The 15,862-nt window shown below is 62.8% G+C and carries 16 protein-coding genes; 7 read left to right on the plus strand and 9 right to left on the minus strand.

What is annotated here, in order from left to right:
• The 3 genes from AC2ETI_RS24220 to AC2ETI_RS24230 all read right to left on the minus strand — a co-directional run.
• Positions 1–687, minus strand: a 687-nt coding sequence (locus AC2ETI_RS24220; RefSeq protein ID WP_483634497.1) for a DUF222 domain-containing protein, incomplete at its 3' end; no start/stop codon positions are given.
• Between the two features lie 56 nt (positions 688–743).
• Positions 744–1,598 carry an alpha/beta fold hydrolase gene (locus AC2ETI_RS24225; RefSeq protein WP_031331450.1) on the minus strand — a complete coding sequence of 285 codons (855 nt, stop codon included), beginning with the start codon at positions 1,596–1,598 and terminating at the stop codon, positions 744–746.
• Positions 1,595–2,227 (minus strand): TetR/AcrR family transcriptional regulator, encoded by a 633-nt coding sequence (locus AC2ETI_RS24230; protein ID WP_428690355.1) that lies wholly within the window; start codon positions 2,225–2,227, stop codon positions 1,595–1,597. Before AC2ETI_RS24230 ends, AC2ETI_RS24225 begins: the two co-directional genes overlap by 4 nt.
• A 68-nt stretch (positions 2,228–2,295) precedes the next feature.
• On the opposite strand from AC2ETI_RS24230, the gene AC2ETI_RS24235 reads away from it, so the two are divergent.
• The gene (locus AC2ETI_RS24235; RefSeq protein ID WP_070795461.1) at positions 2,296–3,729 is read left to right on the plus strand and encodes an amidase; all 1,434 of its coding nucleotides are present in this window, start codon (positions 2,296–2,298) and stop codon (positions 3,727–3,729) included.
• Here AC2ETI_RS24235 and AC2ETI_RS24240 read toward each other — a convergent pair.
• The 4 genes from AC2ETI_RS24240 to AC2ETI_RS24255 are packed head-to-tail and all read right to left on the minus strand — an operon-like array spanning position 3,726 to position 5,701.
• Entirely contained in the window at positions 3,726–4,364 is a 639-nt protein-coding gene (locus AC2ETI_RS24240) for a DUF5701 family protein (protein ID WP_428690356.1), read from the minus strand. The genes AC2ETI_RS24235 and AC2ETI_RS24240 overlap by 4 nt on opposite strands.
• Before the next feature lie 10 nt (positions 4,365–4,374).
• On the minus strand, positions 4,375–5,019 hold the full coding sequence (locus AC2ETI_RS24245; RefSeq protein ID WP_042953280.1) for a TetR/AcrR family transcriptional regulator: 645 nt from the start codon (positions 5,017–5,019) through the stop codon (positions 4,375–4,377).
• Positions 5,007–5,270, minus strand: coding sequence for a hypothetical protein (locus AC2ETI_RS24250; RefSeq protein WP_019745914.1), 264 nt, complete (start codon positions 5,268–5,270; stop codon positions 5,007–5,009). Before AC2ETI_RS24250 ends, AC2ETI_RS24245 begins: the two co-directional genes overlap by 13 nt.
• Positions 5,267–5,701, minus strand: a complete 435-nt coding sequence (locus tag AC2ETI_RS24255) for a hypothetical protein (protein WP_483634498.1) — start codon at positions 5,699–5,701, stop codon at positions 5,267–5,269. Before AC2ETI_RS24255 ends, AC2ETI_RS24250 begins: the two co-directional genes overlap by 4 nt.
• Positions 5,702–5,855: 154 nt before the next feature.
• On the opposite strand from AC2ETI_RS24255, the gene AC2ETI_RS24260 reads away from it, so the two are divergent.
• Both AC2ETI_RS24260 and AC2ETI_RS24265 read left to right on the plus strand, forming a co-directional pair.
• The gene (locus tag AC2ETI_RS24260) at positions 5,856–7,184 is read left to right on the plus strand and encodes a diacylglycerol/lipid kinase family protein (RefSeq protein WP_020971243.1); all 1,329 of its coding nucleotides are present in this window, start codon (positions 5,856–5,858) and stop codon (positions 7,182–7,184) included.
• A 112-nt stretch (positions 7,185–7,296) separates the two neighbouring features.
• Complete coding sequence (locus AC2ETI_RS24265; protein ID WP_483634499.1) at positions 7,297–8,871, plus strand: carboxylesterase/lipase family protein; 1,575 nt, start codon at positions 7,297–7,299, stop codon at positions 8,869–8,871.
• Positions 8,872–8,881: 10 nt separating this feature from the next.
• Here AC2ETI_RS24265 and AC2ETI_RS24270 read toward each other — a convergent pair whose 3' ends face one another.
• Positions 8,882–10,822 (minus strand): AfsR/SARP family transcriptional regulator, encoded by a 1,941-nt coding sequence (locus AC2ETI_RS24270; RefSeq protein ID WP_483634500.1) that lies wholly within the window; start codon positions 10,820–10,822, stop codon positions 8,882–8,884.
• Positions 10,823–10,904: 82 nt separating this feature from the next.
• Between AC2ETI_RS24270 and AC2ETI_RS24275 the strand changes: the two genes are divergently transcribed.
• Both AC2ETI_RS24275 and AC2ETI_RS24280 read left to right on the plus strand, forming a co-directional pair.
• On the plus strand, positions 10,905–11,783 hold the full coding sequence (locus tag AC2ETI_RS24275) for an alpha/beta fold hydrolase (protein WP_483634501.1): 879 nt from the start codon (positions 10,905–10,907) through the stop codon (positions 11,781–11,783).
• Positions 11,784–11,854: 71 nt separating this feature from the next.
• Entirely contained in the window at positions 11,855–12,340 is a 486-nt protein-coding gene (locus AC2ETI_RS24280; RefSeq protein ID WP_483634502.1) for a hypothetical protein, read from the plus strand.
• A 33-nt stretch (positions 12,341–12,373) separates the two neighbouring features.
• On the opposite strand, the gene AC2ETI_RS24285 is transcribed toward AC2ETI_RS24280, so the two are convergent.
• Complete coding sequence (locus tag AC2ETI_RS24285; RefSeq protein ID WP_029256598.1) at positions 12,374–13,351, minus strand: ABC transporter substrate-binding protein; 978 nt, start codon at positions 13,349–13,351, stop codon at positions 12,374–12,376.
• 244 nt (positions 13,352–13,595) lie between these two features.
• On the opposite strand from AC2ETI_RS24285, the gene AC2ETI_RS24290 reads away from it, so the two are divergent.
• Positions 13,596–15,149 (plus strand): MBL fold metallo-hydrolase, encoded by a 1,554-nt coding sequence (locus tag AC2ETI_RS24290; protein WP_003942885.1) that lies wholly within the window; start codon positions 13,596–13,598, stop codon positions 15,147–15,149.
• Positions 15,150–15,163: 14 nt separating this feature from the next.
• Positions 15,164–15,829 (plus strand): YoaK family protein, encoded by a 666-nt coding sequence (locus AC2ETI_RS24295; protein ID WP_019745905.1) that lies wholly within the window; start codon positions 15,164–15,166, stop codon positions 15,827–15,829.
• Positions 15,830–15,862: the final 33 nt, after the last annotated feature.

Here is a 15,862-nt window from a genome sequence, read left to right on the forward strand (position 1 = left end):
CCGCTTCGCCGCCGACCGAGAATCCGGAGTTCCATCCGGTGCCGGGGTCGGCATCGTCAGATTCGACAACGCCGACAGCAACATTTCCCCGGTGAGAGCATCGAAATCCCCGCGCACCACCACCCGACCGTTCAGTGTCGATGCGATCCGCAACTCGTTGCGGTCGATGTCTTCGGCGGGTGGAATCTCATCGGATTCGAAGATTCGCTCCAAGGTCGCGATAACACTCCGGACTTTCGTGGTCGTCGACTCCACGCCCGAAGCAGCAGCCAACAACAAATCGATGCACTTCGGTAGCGCTTCCTCCGGCATCCCCTTCGGTGGTGATTCGCAGAACGCCACGATCAACACGGCATGCTCGAACGAGCAGTCCCCGTCATCGAACCGTGCCGCCACCGCGGGAAACGGTCGTAGCGCTGCACCGAGGGCGGCGATCTTCTTCCCGTCCCGGATTTGCAGCATCGTGTTCGCCGCCAACCAGCACCCCACCCCGCGGCTGGCAATTACCTGATCATCGGGACGCATCGACAACTCGTCCACCACGGCCACTCGAACAGCCTCGAGGCGAAGAATCTCCGCACTCGCCTCGATAGCGGCAGCACGCAACTCAGAAGCAGACAACCGCCACAGACGTCCGCGCAACCCCATCGCAGAACCAGACACCACATCCGACAACAGAACACTCATTGAATCCCCCGATCCCCATCCCCAACAATACTCGAACATCAGTTCGAGTCAAGAGGTTATGTGAGGGCGCGAATGAGTGGAGTGGGGTCTGCGACTACGAACAGATGACCGCCCCCGCTGACCTCTTCGAAGCGAGAGTGGGGGATCATCGAGTGGGCCCAGCGGGCAACTTCGATGGGTACGTTCCTGTCGTCGGTTCCGTGCAGGAAAACCGTTGGTACCGAGATGGATTGAAGCAACCCTGGCATCTCGTGGCGATACCTCGCCAAGTCGACAACCCCTGCGGATCCGCCCTGTGCGATCCCTTCGGATGAATCCAGTTGGAGAGCAGGGCGATGCGACTCGTCGGTCATGACGGCCTGATCGGCGGCCGGCCAGATCGAGACGGAGTCGCTGCGCAACTTGGAGAACACTCCGGTTCCCGCAAGCATTGCACCAGCCATGCGGGGAGCCCAGTTGGCGGCAAAGTACAGCGCGGATACCAGTTTTATCCTGCGCCGCAAAGTATCTCGTGGGGCTCCGGGAATCATGGCGCACGCCAGCACCAATTTCGAGACTCGTTCGGGTACGGCCGCAGCGACTGCGAGCGCGTAACCGCCGCCTCCGGAGAAACCCATCAGTGTGGCCGAGTCCAACTCGAGATGATCGATCAGAGTGACGTAGTCGTCGTCCCAGGAATGAAATCCCCTGTCCGCGTGTGGATCTGTGCGCCCGAAACCGGGACGATCGGGGACGATCAGCCGTAGACCCGCCGTCGCAGCCGCGTTGTCGAGTGAGAGCCCCTCGTATCGGCTGCCAGGTGATCCATGAACCACGACTACCGGCCGGCCAGTCGGATCGCCGTACTCGCAGAACGCGATACGGCGCCCCGAGGTGCCACGAATTTCGGTTGTCGCCACGCTACTTGTCATTTTGTGCTTCCTCGCTGCGCGATCGACGCCACGCCATCCAGAATGAGCGTGACTCCGAATTCGAACCTTCGGGCGGGATCGTGATGAAGCGCGAACACCGATGCCTCGCGTCGATCGGCGGGTGCACTGTCGAAAGCTCCGCGTCCCAATTGAATTGCGGCGTGTCCGGTCACGAAATCATGCACGGCGCCGTACGCGTAAGTGGCCTGTTCGTCATCGAGGCCGGCCTGCGAAAGCGCTCGCACGACTCGGTGGGCGGTATCGTCGGCACCGGGTGCTTCCAGTGATGCCTGCCGATGGGCTTCCAGAACGAGAGGATGCCTCATCAGAAGGTCATGTAGACCGTAGGCGAACGTGCGGGCAACCCCGCGCCAGTCGGTCGGCCAGTCGATCGACGAGACGGCTTCTCCCACGAGGGTGGAAATCAGGTCTCGCCTCAACGCGTCGATGCCGCCGGTAGTGCGGTGGACGGACATCGGCGATATGCCCAGTCGCTCGGCGAGCACTCGAAATGAGACCGCGTCCAGGCCGTCCGTATCGGCGATCTCGGCCGCAGCATCGAGTATCTGTCTGTGACTCAATGCTTTTGGTCGACCGGCCCTTGCAGAGCCGGCGGATTCGGATACCATGCTGACAACAATAGCGATACGCGTATCGAAATTACAAGTGTCGATTGACCTACAAGGAGTGCTGCCCGATGACTGATCTCCATCAATTGTCCGCTGTCGAACTCGCCGGTGTGATCGCCGCGAAGCAGGTCTCGATCCCCGAGGTGGCCCGGTACTTCGTCGATCGTGCGACCACTTCCGATGACGTGGGTGCATTCACGACGATCGCCGGGGAACATGCGATCGAACTCGCCGAGCAGGCCCAGCGAAGGTTGGACGAGCGGGACGCCGGACCGCTTCCGCGCCTGTTCGGCGTCCCGACGGCCATCAAGGACCTCGACGCGACTCGCGGCATCCGTACGACCTTCGGATCGGCGCTCTTTCGGGACTTCGTGCCGGACGCCGATGACGAGATCGTCGAGGCGATCCGAGAAGGTGGGCTGATCGACATCGGCAAGACGACGGTGCCCGAGTTCGGGGCGGCGTGTTACACCGAGCCGGAAGTTGCTCCGCCCGCCCGCAGTCCGTTCGATCGCACACGAAGTGCTGCCGGTAGCAGTGGTGGCGCCGCGGCCGCGGTCGGCGCTGGTCTGGTGCCGTTTGCTCAGGGAAGTGACACCGCCGGGTCGTTGCGTTCACCGGCAAGTACGTGCGGAGTCGTGGGCCTCAAGCCGAGTCGCGGTCTGATCACGATGGGGGTGGCAGGTCACGACAACTTCGGTTTTGCGAGCAAGGGGCCGATCGCCCGAACGGTTCGCGATACCGCTGCACTGCTGGATGTTCTGGCGACGCGGCCTGGCGCCGGGACGATTCACCCGCCCCGGCCGAAGTCGTTCGAAGAGTTTGTCGTCCAGGCAGAAGGATCGCACTCTCGCCCCCTGACCGTCGCCCTCGCTCATGGCTCGGTATCCGGCGGCACGGTGGACCCACGAGTCTCCGAGGCGGTATCGAGGGTGGGCGTCGTTCTCGAGAGCCTGGGACACAACGTGTTCGAACGACCTCAGGTCCGAGACGACGCCTTCGTCGATGCCTTCACCACGATGTTCTCGTCCTTGGCCGGCACCAAGCCCATTCCCGAAGAGTACGAACACCTTCTCCGTCCGATAGTGCAGCACTTACGTGTTCGAGCGAACGAAGTGCCGTCGGGCGATCTGGCCGCGGCAATCGGAGTTGTTCAGGCATGGGCGCGGCGGTGGAGCCTGGATTACGCCGACGCCGATCTTGTTGTCACCCCGACGGTGACAACACCGCCGTTGGCAGTCGGTGAGCTACGTAATGACGAAGACCCCGCGACCGAACTGATCGACATGGTCGCTTTCACGGGAAACACCATCGTCGCCAACGCAACTGGATTCCCGTCGATCAGCTTGCCACTCGGGTGGACGGAAGACGGTGTTCCACTCGGCGTGATGATCTCGGCGAAATGGGGTTGCGACGCAGAATTGCTCTCTGCCGCTGCAATGCTGGAGAACGCGATGCCGTGGAAGGATCGATACCGATTCGACCGCGCAACCGTGCTCTAACCCGGGAGCGACGTCCGCCCGCCGGCCGATGCAAACCCCAACCACGTGTGGCGGTTACCCCACCAACACCACCCGACTTTCGGGGCGTTGCGGTTGTCTTTGCCGTCCCGGCCGGTTCCGTTGCTGATCCACACAGCCGGGGTTCTGGTGTCGAAAGATCCGTCAGGCTTACGCAATCGGGAGCCGATCGTCATGAAGCACTTTCCGCGTTCGAGGACGTCGGGGCGCTGCAACAGCCAGTGAATGCCTTCGGTGAGGGTCAGCGGCGTACGGTCGGCATCAACGATCGCGGGAAGTGCTTCGTCCGGGCTCCAATTGGCCAGGTGATCCCCGCGGTCGACTTCACCGAGCAGATACATCGCGGCGTCAGGCAACGCGGCCGGCTCGGTAGGAGCGAACAGATCGACGTCGGCCATGTCGACGACAACGAAGCCCCTCTTGTTCTTGTGCTCGAGCAGGGGAGTCAAAATGGAAGCTGGAGCGAGTTTTTCGTGCACGGTAAGCAGTCCCGCCTCACCTTTTCCGGCTGCGGCGGCTGCCCTGACGTCGCCGGCAGAAAGCCCGGCCATCTCGTGTACCCCGAGTTCGATCAATCGCTCGGCCTGCTGATCGATGGGCGGGAGGTCGAAGTGCATACCTGCGATCCTACCGATCGTGAGCAGGCCGATCGGTGGGATCGGCGGTGGGGGAAGTCGGCCACGAGACGCCCAACGCGCGCATGATGAACGGGACGGTGGTCGCCACGACGGTGTCCACTCGGTCGCCGGCCATGAGCATCGGGCGACGGCTTTCCACGCAGGCGAGGATGAGCTGCGCGGACGCGGCAGCATCGGAATCGACAAAGACGCCGGCGTCGACACCTTCCTGGACGAGCTGTTCTACCAGAACCGACAGTGGGACAATATGTTCGAGGAAACTTTCGCGATCCGGCGCGGACAGCAATTCGACCAACGCGATTCCCGTGAATCGCTGCAGTGAGAACTCGACGAGCGTCAGTTTGACGAGGATTTCGATTCGGTCGACAGGATTCTCGCGATCCGCGAGTTCACGCTCGGCCAGGAGTAGGAATCTGTCCATCTCGCGGGTGGACCAGGCAAGCAGTAACGCAGATTTGTCGGGGAAGTAGTTGTACACCGCGGTCCGTGAGACGCCGGCTGCCTGGGCCACAGTCTGCAGCTTCACGTTTTGCCAGCCCTGCTCGTGAAGTTCGCGAATGAACGCGTCCAACATGGCTTCTCGGGTCGCGATCTTGTGTTCTGCGGTTGTCGCGCCACCGGTCAGCTTCGGCATGGTCGATCCTCCTGTGTCTGATTCATGGTCACGGGGAGGTCGAACAGATCCGCAACAAGGCGTGGATCACCCTGCCACATCGAGACGGGTACAAGCATCATCTGCTGCGCGATCGAGCGTACGGATCGGCAGACTTCCTGCGCTTCGGCGGCGGTGAGCGTCGTGCGTTTGCGCAACCGCTCCATCTCCGCGGCAGTCAGATCGGTGATCCATTCTTCGGCCGCAAGTGAGAGAGGTGAATCCGGTGTCACGGCCGATCCAACTCGGCACTGGAGAACCTCGAAGTCATCACGGACAGCATGATGACGGCGACGACCGAAACGGCGTGTGACGCCGCCAGCCAGAGCGACTCGGGTGCATGTTTGTGGAGGGTCGGCGCCATCAGCATGGCCATGAGGAGGGCGAGACCCGACAACATCGCGGGGCCGTTGGGTCGGCCGACAAGCAGGCTGACCAGGAGAACGAGCGCGACAACGCTGCAGGCCACGTCTACAGGCGGGTACGTGGTTGGGACGATTCCGTGGACGGTGTCGGTTAGGTTCAGCCCGATCGACACCAATTGTGCGAGGCCTGTCGCGCCGGCCAGCCAGGCCGTCCACCGCAGTCCGTGAAGACCGGCTTTCCGCACCACGGTCAGAGGCTCCTCCGAAGATCCCCATGCTGCGGACGTCGGTGTTGTCACGGGCCTTCTCCTTTTTATGACGAGGTGTCGTCATAAAGTATCAGCGCTGGAAAAGTGGGTTTCCGAGGGTAGGTAATTGGCTAGTCCTGAGGAGACAGACACGGCAATATCAACAGTTGAATATCCGACGAGGCGAACTGCGGGAGGTGGCTCGATGACGACCCCTGTCCGCACGGATCGGCCCTCGTCGAAACAGAGTTGGTTGGCGCGCGCGGCATTTGCTGCGCTGGTTCTTGCCGTCGTGGTGCTCCTGATTTTCGCCGGACTGAAAACCTTGACCATGCTGATCCTGGGGATCGGTGGGGTGGTCGTGTGCGTCGTAGCGGTGTACTGGTTTCTGACCACCCGCGGATTCCTCCGCTGGATCTCGTTGGCTGTGGCGGTTCTGACGCCGATCGTGGTGCTCGCCTTCCTGATCCGAGAACGCCTCTTGTGGGTGGTGCTGCTCTCGATCGGATTGTTCGTCATAGCCGGTATCTGCGCCCGCGCCGCTTTGGAGGGGGAGGAGAAGGAACTGCCGGTGGTCGAGCGACCGGCGCCGCCGCCCGCCAAACCGTTCTTCGTGATGAATCCGAACTCCGGCGGTGGCAAGGTCGAGAAGTTCGACTTGAAACGCAAGGCCGAGGAACGGGGGGCCACGGTCGCACTGCTCGAGGGACCCGAGAAGATCGACGTGACGGCCTTGGCCAGGCAGGCGGTCGCGGACGGCGCCGACCTACTCGGTGTTGCCGGTGGCGACGGAACTCAGGCGTTGGTTGCCGCTGTCGCGGCCGAACACGACCTGCCCTTCCTGGTCGTCAGCGCTGGGACGCGCAATCACTTCGCCGCGGATCTGGGTCTCGACCTCGACGATCCGTCACGGTGCCTCGACGCTCTTGTCGACGGCGTCGAGGTGACGGTGGATCTGGGTAATGTCGGCGGTCGAACCTTCGTCAACAACGCATCGTTCGGGGCATACGCCGAAGTTGTCCAGAGTCCGGAGTACCGCGACGCCAAGACCAGCACCTTCCTGCAGAAACTCCCGGATCTGCTCGCCGGACGCGCCGGAGCGGTGCTGACCGCGCGCTCCCCGAGCGTGTCCGCGGTGGGTCCACAGGCGGTTCTGGTCAGCAACGGACCGTACGAGATGAACGACCTGGCGGGGCTCGGTCATCGCCCGCGATTGGACCGGGGCACTCTCGGGATCGTGGCGATCTCCGTCGGCAGCGCCCGTCAGGCCGTCGGGTTACTCCATCGGGCGCATCAACGAGGCCTGGCTCAGGGCACCGGATTCGAGGTGATCATCGACGCCGACACCGACGAGATTCCGGTCGGCGTCGACGGTGAGGCTCTGGTGATGCCGACTCCCGTCAGGTGCACGGTCAGCCCGCAGGCACTGAGAGTCAGGGTCCCCCGAGACCGGCCGGGCGTCCGTAGGCCCAGGCATGCCTGGGATCTGGTCCGATTGCGAGAGTTGGCTAAGTTCACGAAATCCGGCGCATGACCTGGCGATAGCCTTGCATGACTGCCAGCAGAGTGAATCCGGCAAACATGTCCGATTTGCACCGGATGCTGGCAGCATTGAGGGCCGGTACGGATCCTCGAGGAGCAATCGAATGACGATCACACCCAGCGAAGCGCCGGTAGTCGAGACAACGTACGGGCCGGTTCGTGGATCCACGAAAGGTGCGGTATCGAGTTGGAAGGGGATCCGCTACGCGGCACCTCCGGTCGGGCCGTTACGTTTCCGCGCACCCGTTCCGCCGCAGCCGTGGACCGAGATTCAAGACGCAACAGAATTCGGTCCGTGTGAACCGCAAAGTCGACTTGCGATGATCCCGCTCGGTGAGAACATTCCGATGGATGAAGACTGCCTGTTTCTCAACGTATGGGCGCCGGGCCCCGTCGGCTCTGATGCGCCGGGTAAACCGGTTATGGTCTGGATTCACGGCGGTGCGTACTTTCGCGGAGCATCCAGCCAACCACTGTTCGACGCAACCACATTGGCTGAAAATGGTGACGTTGTCGTCGTCTCGATCAACTACCGCATCGGTGTGTTCGGCTTCGTCGATTTCTCGTCCTTCAACTCGGAAGAACATACCTTCGAGCCCAATGCCGCTCTCCGCGACATGATTGCAGCGCTGCAATGGGTTCAAGGCAACATCGCGGCCTTCGGTGGTGATCCGAATCGGGTGACGTTGTTCGGCGAGTCGGCAGGTGGCGGCGCTGTGACGACGCTGATGACCGTGCCGTCCGCCCGTGGCCTGTTTCATCGCGCTATCGCCGAGAGTTCCCCCGCCACTTCGGTGTACGGGAGTGAACGTGGCGAGATCGTCGCGAAGCTGTTTCTGGAGATCTTCAGCGGCGGTGGCGATCTGGGTCTACTGCGGTCCACGTCTGCCGAAGACTTGATCGGGCCGTCAGACGAACTGTTTGCTCGCATCCCTCAGGAGACGCCCGGCACTTTGGCGTTCGCGCCGATCGTCGACGGTGATCTGCTCCCTGATTACCCGGTGCGCGCGTTCCGTCACGGCAGTGCACACCCGATTCCGCTGATCATCGGAACCAACAAAGACGAATCTTCGCTCTTCCGGATGATGAAATCGCCGTTGATGCCGATCGATCCCGTCGTGATCACGTCGATGTTCGCGGAGATCGCCGACGAGCACCCTGGGCTCGAGCTACCCGATCATTCTCAGATCGAAGGTGCGTATTCGGGGCTGTCCAAGCTGGGCGCTGGTCTCGGGCTGACCCGTGACTTCGGATTTCGTTTGCCCACGCTGTGGATTGCCGAGGCGCACAGCAAGATGGCACCGACCTGGTTGTACCGATTCGACTACGCGCCGCCGATGCTCAAGGCGCTGAAAATTGGTGCGACCCACGGGACCGAACTTGCCTACGTCTTCGGCAACATCAATCACGGAGCGCGGGACATCACCTACAAACTGGGCGGGCTGAGCACGGCGCGTTATGTATCGGAGCGTATGCAGGCGAGGTGGCTGGATTTCGCCAGAGCTGCAGGTGATTACGGCACCGGGGCCGATCGTGAACTGGGTGCGGACCCGGGATGGCCGACTTACGACACCGATACACGCTCGACACTGTTGATCGACAAGCACGATGCCGTCGTCGCTGATCTGGATTGCGAAATCCGGGAGGCGTGGGGCGACACGGTGATTGCGTTCACCTGATGGTTTCGGTCTACTGCAGTGTGGCGAGATAGTGCGAGACGGGTCCCGCAGTGAGCATTCCGCTTCCGGCGCCGGCAATTTCGGCGGCGGCAGGTAAGAGCGCCGCTCGAGCACGCTCCTTGACTCGACTGTCGCCGACTGCAGTTGCCGCCGCGGCAGTCAGGCACCACAGTGCCTCGGAGAGTAGGTCTTTGGGCGGGTCCGGCAATGCCTCGACGGCCTTCGCGGCTTCGTTCGCCTGCCCCTGTGCGATGAGCAGGTGTGGCCGGGCCCAGGGTTCGTACGGGCCCCACTGCGTAGCCGGGTCGAAAATTGCCGGCAGTCCCCGCCACACGCGGAGGGCGAGAATTGCGAGAGGGAGTATGCTGTCCTCGAGACCCGGCATACCGGAACCGGAAAGGTTCACCGCCGCAGCTTCGTACAGCTTCTCGCAGTGCGCCGCTTCTGCGCCGGTAGTGGCCGTTCGCATAGCGCGAAACCAGGTGGTGAACACCGCTGCCAACGGCCGTTCGTGACGTCCGGCCAATCGATCAACTGTCTCGGCGTGTAGCTCGGCTGCGTCGAATTGCCCCAGTGCGCCGAGCGCTTGCATACGGATGAGATGGCCGAGAATCTCGAAGGTGGACAGTCCGTGTCGAGCGGATAGGTCGACCAGTTCACGGCCGATGCCGTCGCGCTCGGAGGTCAGACCGGTAGTCCAGAACGTCTGCATGAACAATCCGTTCAGAGCGAAAGCCAGGAGACCTGGATCGTCGAGAGCGCGACTGATCTGCACTGCAGCGCGGGCACATTCGAGCCCGCGCTGACCGGACAGTCCGCGCGATTCGAGTGCAATTGTCGCCAACAGTCTGGCCCGAGCGGGTTCGTTGCCGACCGGAAGTCGATCGAGGGTGCGCTGAGCGGCCGCGACGATCTGTGCAGCCTGCCGAGGATCGTCGGATCGTGTCCAGATTCCGGGCACGTCGTAGTTGCCGATGATCCGTGCGGTGAGTTCGACATCGTCCAATTGTTCAGCGGCACCGATGATTGTCAGTCGTTGGTTTCGGGCAGTCTCGAGTCCGCTTCCGCCCGTAACTGCCAAACTTCGGAGCAGGCCGACGGTTGACTCCAATCTCGATTTCGATCCTGCCGCTACGGTCCGGTCGTACGCTGCCGAAACCTGAGTGAAGATCTGTTCTGCCGCTACAGGATCCAGGTGGTTTTCGCGGCGGAGAATGTCGGACTCGAGGTCGGTCAGTCGTGGCCCGGGGTCGATGCCCAACTCTTCGGCGAGTAGCTCGCGTGCGCGACGTAGGACTGCCAGAGCATCGCCTTGACGGTTGGACCGGTACAGCGCGAGAGCGAGTAGTCGCCAACCGTCCTCGCGCCAAGGGTGTTCCGTGACGTGGGCGTCCAGATCGGGAATCGCTTCGGCAGTTCGCCCGAGATCGAGTTGCGCGGATGCGAAGCGCTCGACGGCAGTCAGACGCAGTTCCTCGAGGCGTGACCGCTCCGATCGAGCCCACGGTTCTTCGGCGAACTCCGCGTAGGCCGGCCCTCTCCACAGCTGCAGCGCGGTTCGGAGCAGTTCGAGTGATTTTGCCGGCGTCGAATCGGCGGCTTCACGTACCAGTCTTTCGAATTCCCAAGCGTCGACCGCGTCGGGTGCAGCACGAAAGGCGTAGCCAGGGCCTTCGGTGACAATGACTTTCGGCTTCGTTCGCGGGGCACGATCCGGTTCGAGCGCGCGCCTCAGTGCGGAAACGAACGTACGTATTGCACTGGTCGCCCCGGCCGGAGGATCGACCCAGAAGTCGTCGACAATCACGTCCACGGGAACAACACGTCCGCGGGCGACGACGAGACGAGCGAGGACCGCTCGGTGTCGTGGACCTTTCAGATCGATCAACCCTGACGAATTGTTCCACGCGACCACGGGTCCGAGAACTCCGAAAAATGTGTGGTCTCGCATTTCCCCACGTTATCGCGCTCATCGAATGCTCATCGACTACGGCGAGGCTGATTGCCATCACCCCGACGAACGAGAGCGACCGATGACGATCACCATTCCAGGCTTCGACTATCAGCAGATTTCCACAACAGACGGGGTGCGGCTCAACGTCGCGGTCGGCGGAAACGGAACACCACTCGTCCTTCTTCACGGTTTCCCCCAGACGCACCTCATGTGGCGTCACGTCGCCACTGCGTTGGCGTCGGATCACACCGTCATCTGCCCGGATCTCCGCGGATACGGAGCCAGCGACAAACCGGTCGAGGAAAACCCGGACACCTACTCCAAAAGAACAATGGCTGCCGACATTGTCGAGGTGGCGAAGAAGCTGGGACACGAGAAGTTCGCCCTCGTCGGCCACGATCGTGGCGCACTGGTTGCCGTCAGAGCTGGGCTGGACCACCCGGATGTGATCACACAGCTCGGTTCGCTGGACGTGCTCCCGACATTGGATATGTGGGACATCCTGCACGGATCGAATGCTGCTGTGGCGTTCCATCTCTATCTCATGGCTCAGCCACCCGGTCTTCCCGAGCAGATGATCAGCGCCAGCGCCGACGCGTTCTTCGACTACTTTCTCGACGTGTGGACGCAGAACCGCGAAGCGATTCCGGTAGACGTGCGGGCGGAATACCTGCGCGCCTCACGGGAGGCGGTGCCGTCGATCGTTGCCGATTACCGGGCGTCGGCAGGCATCGACGTCGAACACGATCAGGCCGATCGCGATGCTGGCAACCAACTGCACATGCCCGTCACGGTCATTCAGCAGGACTGGGGTTCGATGCTCGGCTACGACGCCGAGGCCCTGTGGAAAGCGTGGGCGCCCGATCTCGAGCACCGCACGCTGTCCGCAGGTCACTTCATGGCGGAAGAGGCGCCTGCCGAAGTGGTCGAGGCGATCCGGACCCTACTCGAGAGGTAGTTTTGACGCTTCTCGGCTGTCGAGGTACTGGCGAGCGCATCACGTGCGTCGCGAATGGACGAGGGGGATCGATGGGTTTCTCGCTGCACTTCATGCGTATGACGAAGGACGTGCAACTCGATGTTGATCGGGCGGCGGTCGCCGCTTTCCTCGATCAGCACGGGCTGCGCGTGGTCGAGAGCCCGTACGGAGGCGAGATCGTCGACCGTGACGACAGGGCATTGACGATCGACGGGGCCTTCTCCGACCTTCATCTCGACTCGCTCGAGCAGAGCGATCCACTCAGTGGTGGAATCTTCCACGCGACGCTGTCGCCTGCCGAGTGCGCGTTCGTCTACGACCTCTGCGCGGCCGCTGGGTTCCTGATCGTCAACCCTCAGGGTGACCCGACGTTTCTCGTTCCCCAGCGCAATCACGAGCCCGACGACGTTTCCGAGTTGGAGGACGTCGTCTGCGTCGAAAGCGCCGAGGAACTGGCGCGGGCGCTCACCGGTGGTTTCCAAGCGTTCCGCGAGTTTCGGGACCGCGTGACAGGACGAGCCGCCGGTGCCGAATGATCGGGGCCCCGTCGGGTTGACGAAGGTCGGGTTCTACCGCTTGACCCCGGCCGCCAAGTCGTCGACGAGAACCTTGGCGGTCAAGGCGTATCCTGCGGCCTTGTAGTAGTCGAACGGAATCACGCGACCGGCCTGTGCGGCGGGCAGGCGCTGCCACGTCGGCGAGGTGTACGCGCTGCCGGAGGCGCTGCGATCCAAGGCGAAGATGACGTCGGCTTCTTCGAGACGGTTGAACTGCTCCGACCCGAGCATCACGCGAAGGTCGGGGCCTTCACGGAGCACCTCGAACCCGAGGTCCTCGGCGACGGCGGTGCGGAAATCGTTCTGGAACCACGCGATCTGATCCTCGGCGGCGGCAACGAAGGCAACCTTCTTGCCGGCCATCAGCGGTTCGACGGTCGGGCGGACCTGAGCTACATGGGCGTCGTACTCGGCGAGTACTTCTTCGGCGCGATCGCTGCGCCCGATGCCGGTGAGGAAGTCCGACATGACCTTCCGCCATTCCGGGGTGAAGTCCTTGCCGACGGGCAGGACCGGTGCGATCTGCTGCATCCGGTCGTTGCCGTACGACCCGTTGTCCCACCAGCCGGCGCTGAGGACGAGAAGGTCCGCGCCGAGGGTCGAGATGTATTCGAAGTTGGGATCCGAAGCACCTTCGGCGAAGATCTCGACACCGGTGGCATCCGGGACCTCGCGGCGCAGGTGTTCGGCGGCGCCGGTCGGGTAGGCGGTCACCGGGTACCCCGCAAGGATCGACAATTCGAGGCCGTCCCGCGGATCGAGCGCAACGACGTTCTGGGGGTCCGTCGGAATGATCAGCTTCTCGTCGCCGCGTGTGAACTCGAAGGTCTCCGCGTTATCGGGCGTCGAACTTTCCGTGCTGCTGCAGGCGGCGAGAAACGCGGCCGCAGCGACACCCGCGCCGACGCCGAAGAAACCGCGACGCGTCAGGTTGTCCACGATCGCCCAGTAGTCGCGATCGGTCGTGGAGGGAGAAAGAAGTCGAGTCATATTTGTTAGGTTAGCCTTAGGGGCTGCCTTCGGGAATGGCGAAACAGCTCCCATGAGCGCCAAGAAATACGGCGAACACGCCAGCGCGCAGAGTGTTGTCGGCGTCACCGGCCCGCCTGAATCACAACCCACTTTCGACCTTTGACGTGCATGACGTCACAACCGGCCGCCTCCTCGATCGCGATTTGGCCCTGATGGCGCCGACTATGCTGGGTGCACCAGCAGTACGATTTCGGAGGTTGCAATGCAGATCACCAGCGTCGGCCACGCAGGATTTCACATCCAGACCGAGGCCGGATCCATCCTGTGTGATCCATGGGTGACCCCGACGTATTTCGCGTCCTGGGTGCCGTTCCCCGACAACACCGAGCTGGACTGGGACGCGCTGGGCAATTGCGACTACCTCTACGTCTCGCACCTGCACAAGGACCACTTCGATCCGAAGAACCTGATCGCGCACGTCAACAAGGACGCCACCGTCCTGCTCCCCGATTACCCGGTGCCGGACCTCAAGCGTGAGCTCGAGAAGCTCGGCTTCCACAAGTTCTTCGAGACGGAAGACTCCGTCAAGCACACCGTCAGCGGTCCCAAGGGCGATCTCGACATCATGATCATCGCTTTGCGCGCTCCGGCGGACGGTCCGATCGGTGACTCAGGCCTGGTCGTCTCGGACGGGGAGACCACCTGTTTCAACATGAACGACGCCAGGCCCGTCGACCTCGACCCGCTGACCGACGCCTTCGGGAAGGTCGACATCCATCTGCTGCAGTACTCGGGCGCGATCTGGTACCCGATGGTCTACGACATCCCGAAGGGCACCAAGCGCAACTTCGGCAAGCAGAAGCGTCAGCGCGGCATGGACCGCTGCCGCAACTACATCTCCCAGGTCGACGCTGCCTGGGTTGTCCCGTCGGCCGGCCCGCCGGTCTTCCTCGACGACGACCTGCGTTACCTCAACGACGATCACGGCGACGAGGGAAACATCTTCCCCGACCAGATCACGTTCCTCGAGCAGATGCGCATCAACGGCAACGATCGTGGTCTGCTGATGATCCCCGGCTCGGCCGTCGAACTTCGGGGAAGCGAGAAGGTTGCCCTGACGCATCCCATCCCGGACGCGGACGTCGACAAGATCTTCTCGAACAAGGCCGAGTACATCGAGAAGATGGCGCAGAAGATGGCACCGGTCATCGCCGCGCAGAAGGCTACGTGGGCTCCGGCCGAAGGCGAGCCGCTGCTCGACGGTCTGAAGGCCAAGTTCGAGCCGATCATGGCGCAGTCCGATCTGATCTGCGACGGAATCGGCTACCCCGTCGGACTCGTGATGGGAGAGGAGACTGTCGTCCTCGACTTCCCGAAGCGGATCGTTCGCGAGCCCATCGACGGAGAAGGTAAGTACCGCTACGGCTTCCGCATTGCGCCCGAACTGGTTCGCACCGTTCTGCGTGACGACGAGCCAGACTGGGTCAACACCATTTTCCTGTCGACACGCTTCACGGCGTGGCGCATCGGTGGGTACAACGAGTTCCTCTACACGTTCTTCAAGTGCCTCACCGACGAGCGCATCGCATACGCCGACGGCTGGTTCGCCGAGGCGCACGACGACAGCGCGTCTATCGAGTTGGGTGGCTACGAGATTCAGCGTCGTTGCCCCCACCTCAAGGCTGACCTGTCGAAGTTCGGTGTCGTCGACGGCACCAACCTCACCTGCGATCTGCACGGCTGGCAGTGGGATCTCGAGACCGGCCGCTGCAAGACGTCCAAGGGCCACGAGCTGCGCACCAGCAAGCTGAGCTGAACCGAGCTCGTCGGGTGACGGGATACAGCAGGTCGCTGATCGGCCTGGCGACAGCGCTCGCCGGGTTGGCCGGTTACGTCGACGCGCTCGGATTCATCACGCTCGGTGGGCCTTTCGTTTCGTTCATGAGCGGCAACATGACGCAGGCGAGCGTCGCATTTGCCGACGGGGTGTGGTCGACCGCGCGGGTGGCAGGCGGCATCATCGTGCTCTTCCTCCTGGGAATCGCGCTGGGAACCGTCGTCACCCACTTCACGGAGCGGTACTCCGTCCGGACCCGCAAGGTCACAGTGCTTGCGGTTGTGGCTGGACTGCTGGCCATCGGTTCGGTGATGAGCAGCCTCGACGTCACCCCAGGCGCGATTTCGGCGATGGCCCTGGCGATGGGAGCCGTCAACTCGGTGTTCCAACGCGACGGTGAGGTGACGATCGGTGTCACGTACATGACCGGTGCGCTGGTCAAGATGGGCCAGCGTCTCACCGGAGCCTTTCTGGGCGGCCCGAAGTGGGCGTGGCTGCAGCACTTCGGGATGTGCGCGGGGTTGATCGCGGGCGCGGTAGTCGGTGCGCTCGTTCATCGGTGGATCGGCCTTCACGCTCTGTGGCCTGCTTCGGCATTCACGGTTCTTCTGATCGCCGTCGCGTGGCGGGTCTCGCCCCCGGCACCGGCACAGGTGTAAAAAGAGCGGGGTACACAAGCCGGAGTGCGGGGG

Source organism: Rhodococcus sp. MurmanLake-1, assembly GCF_056945715.1.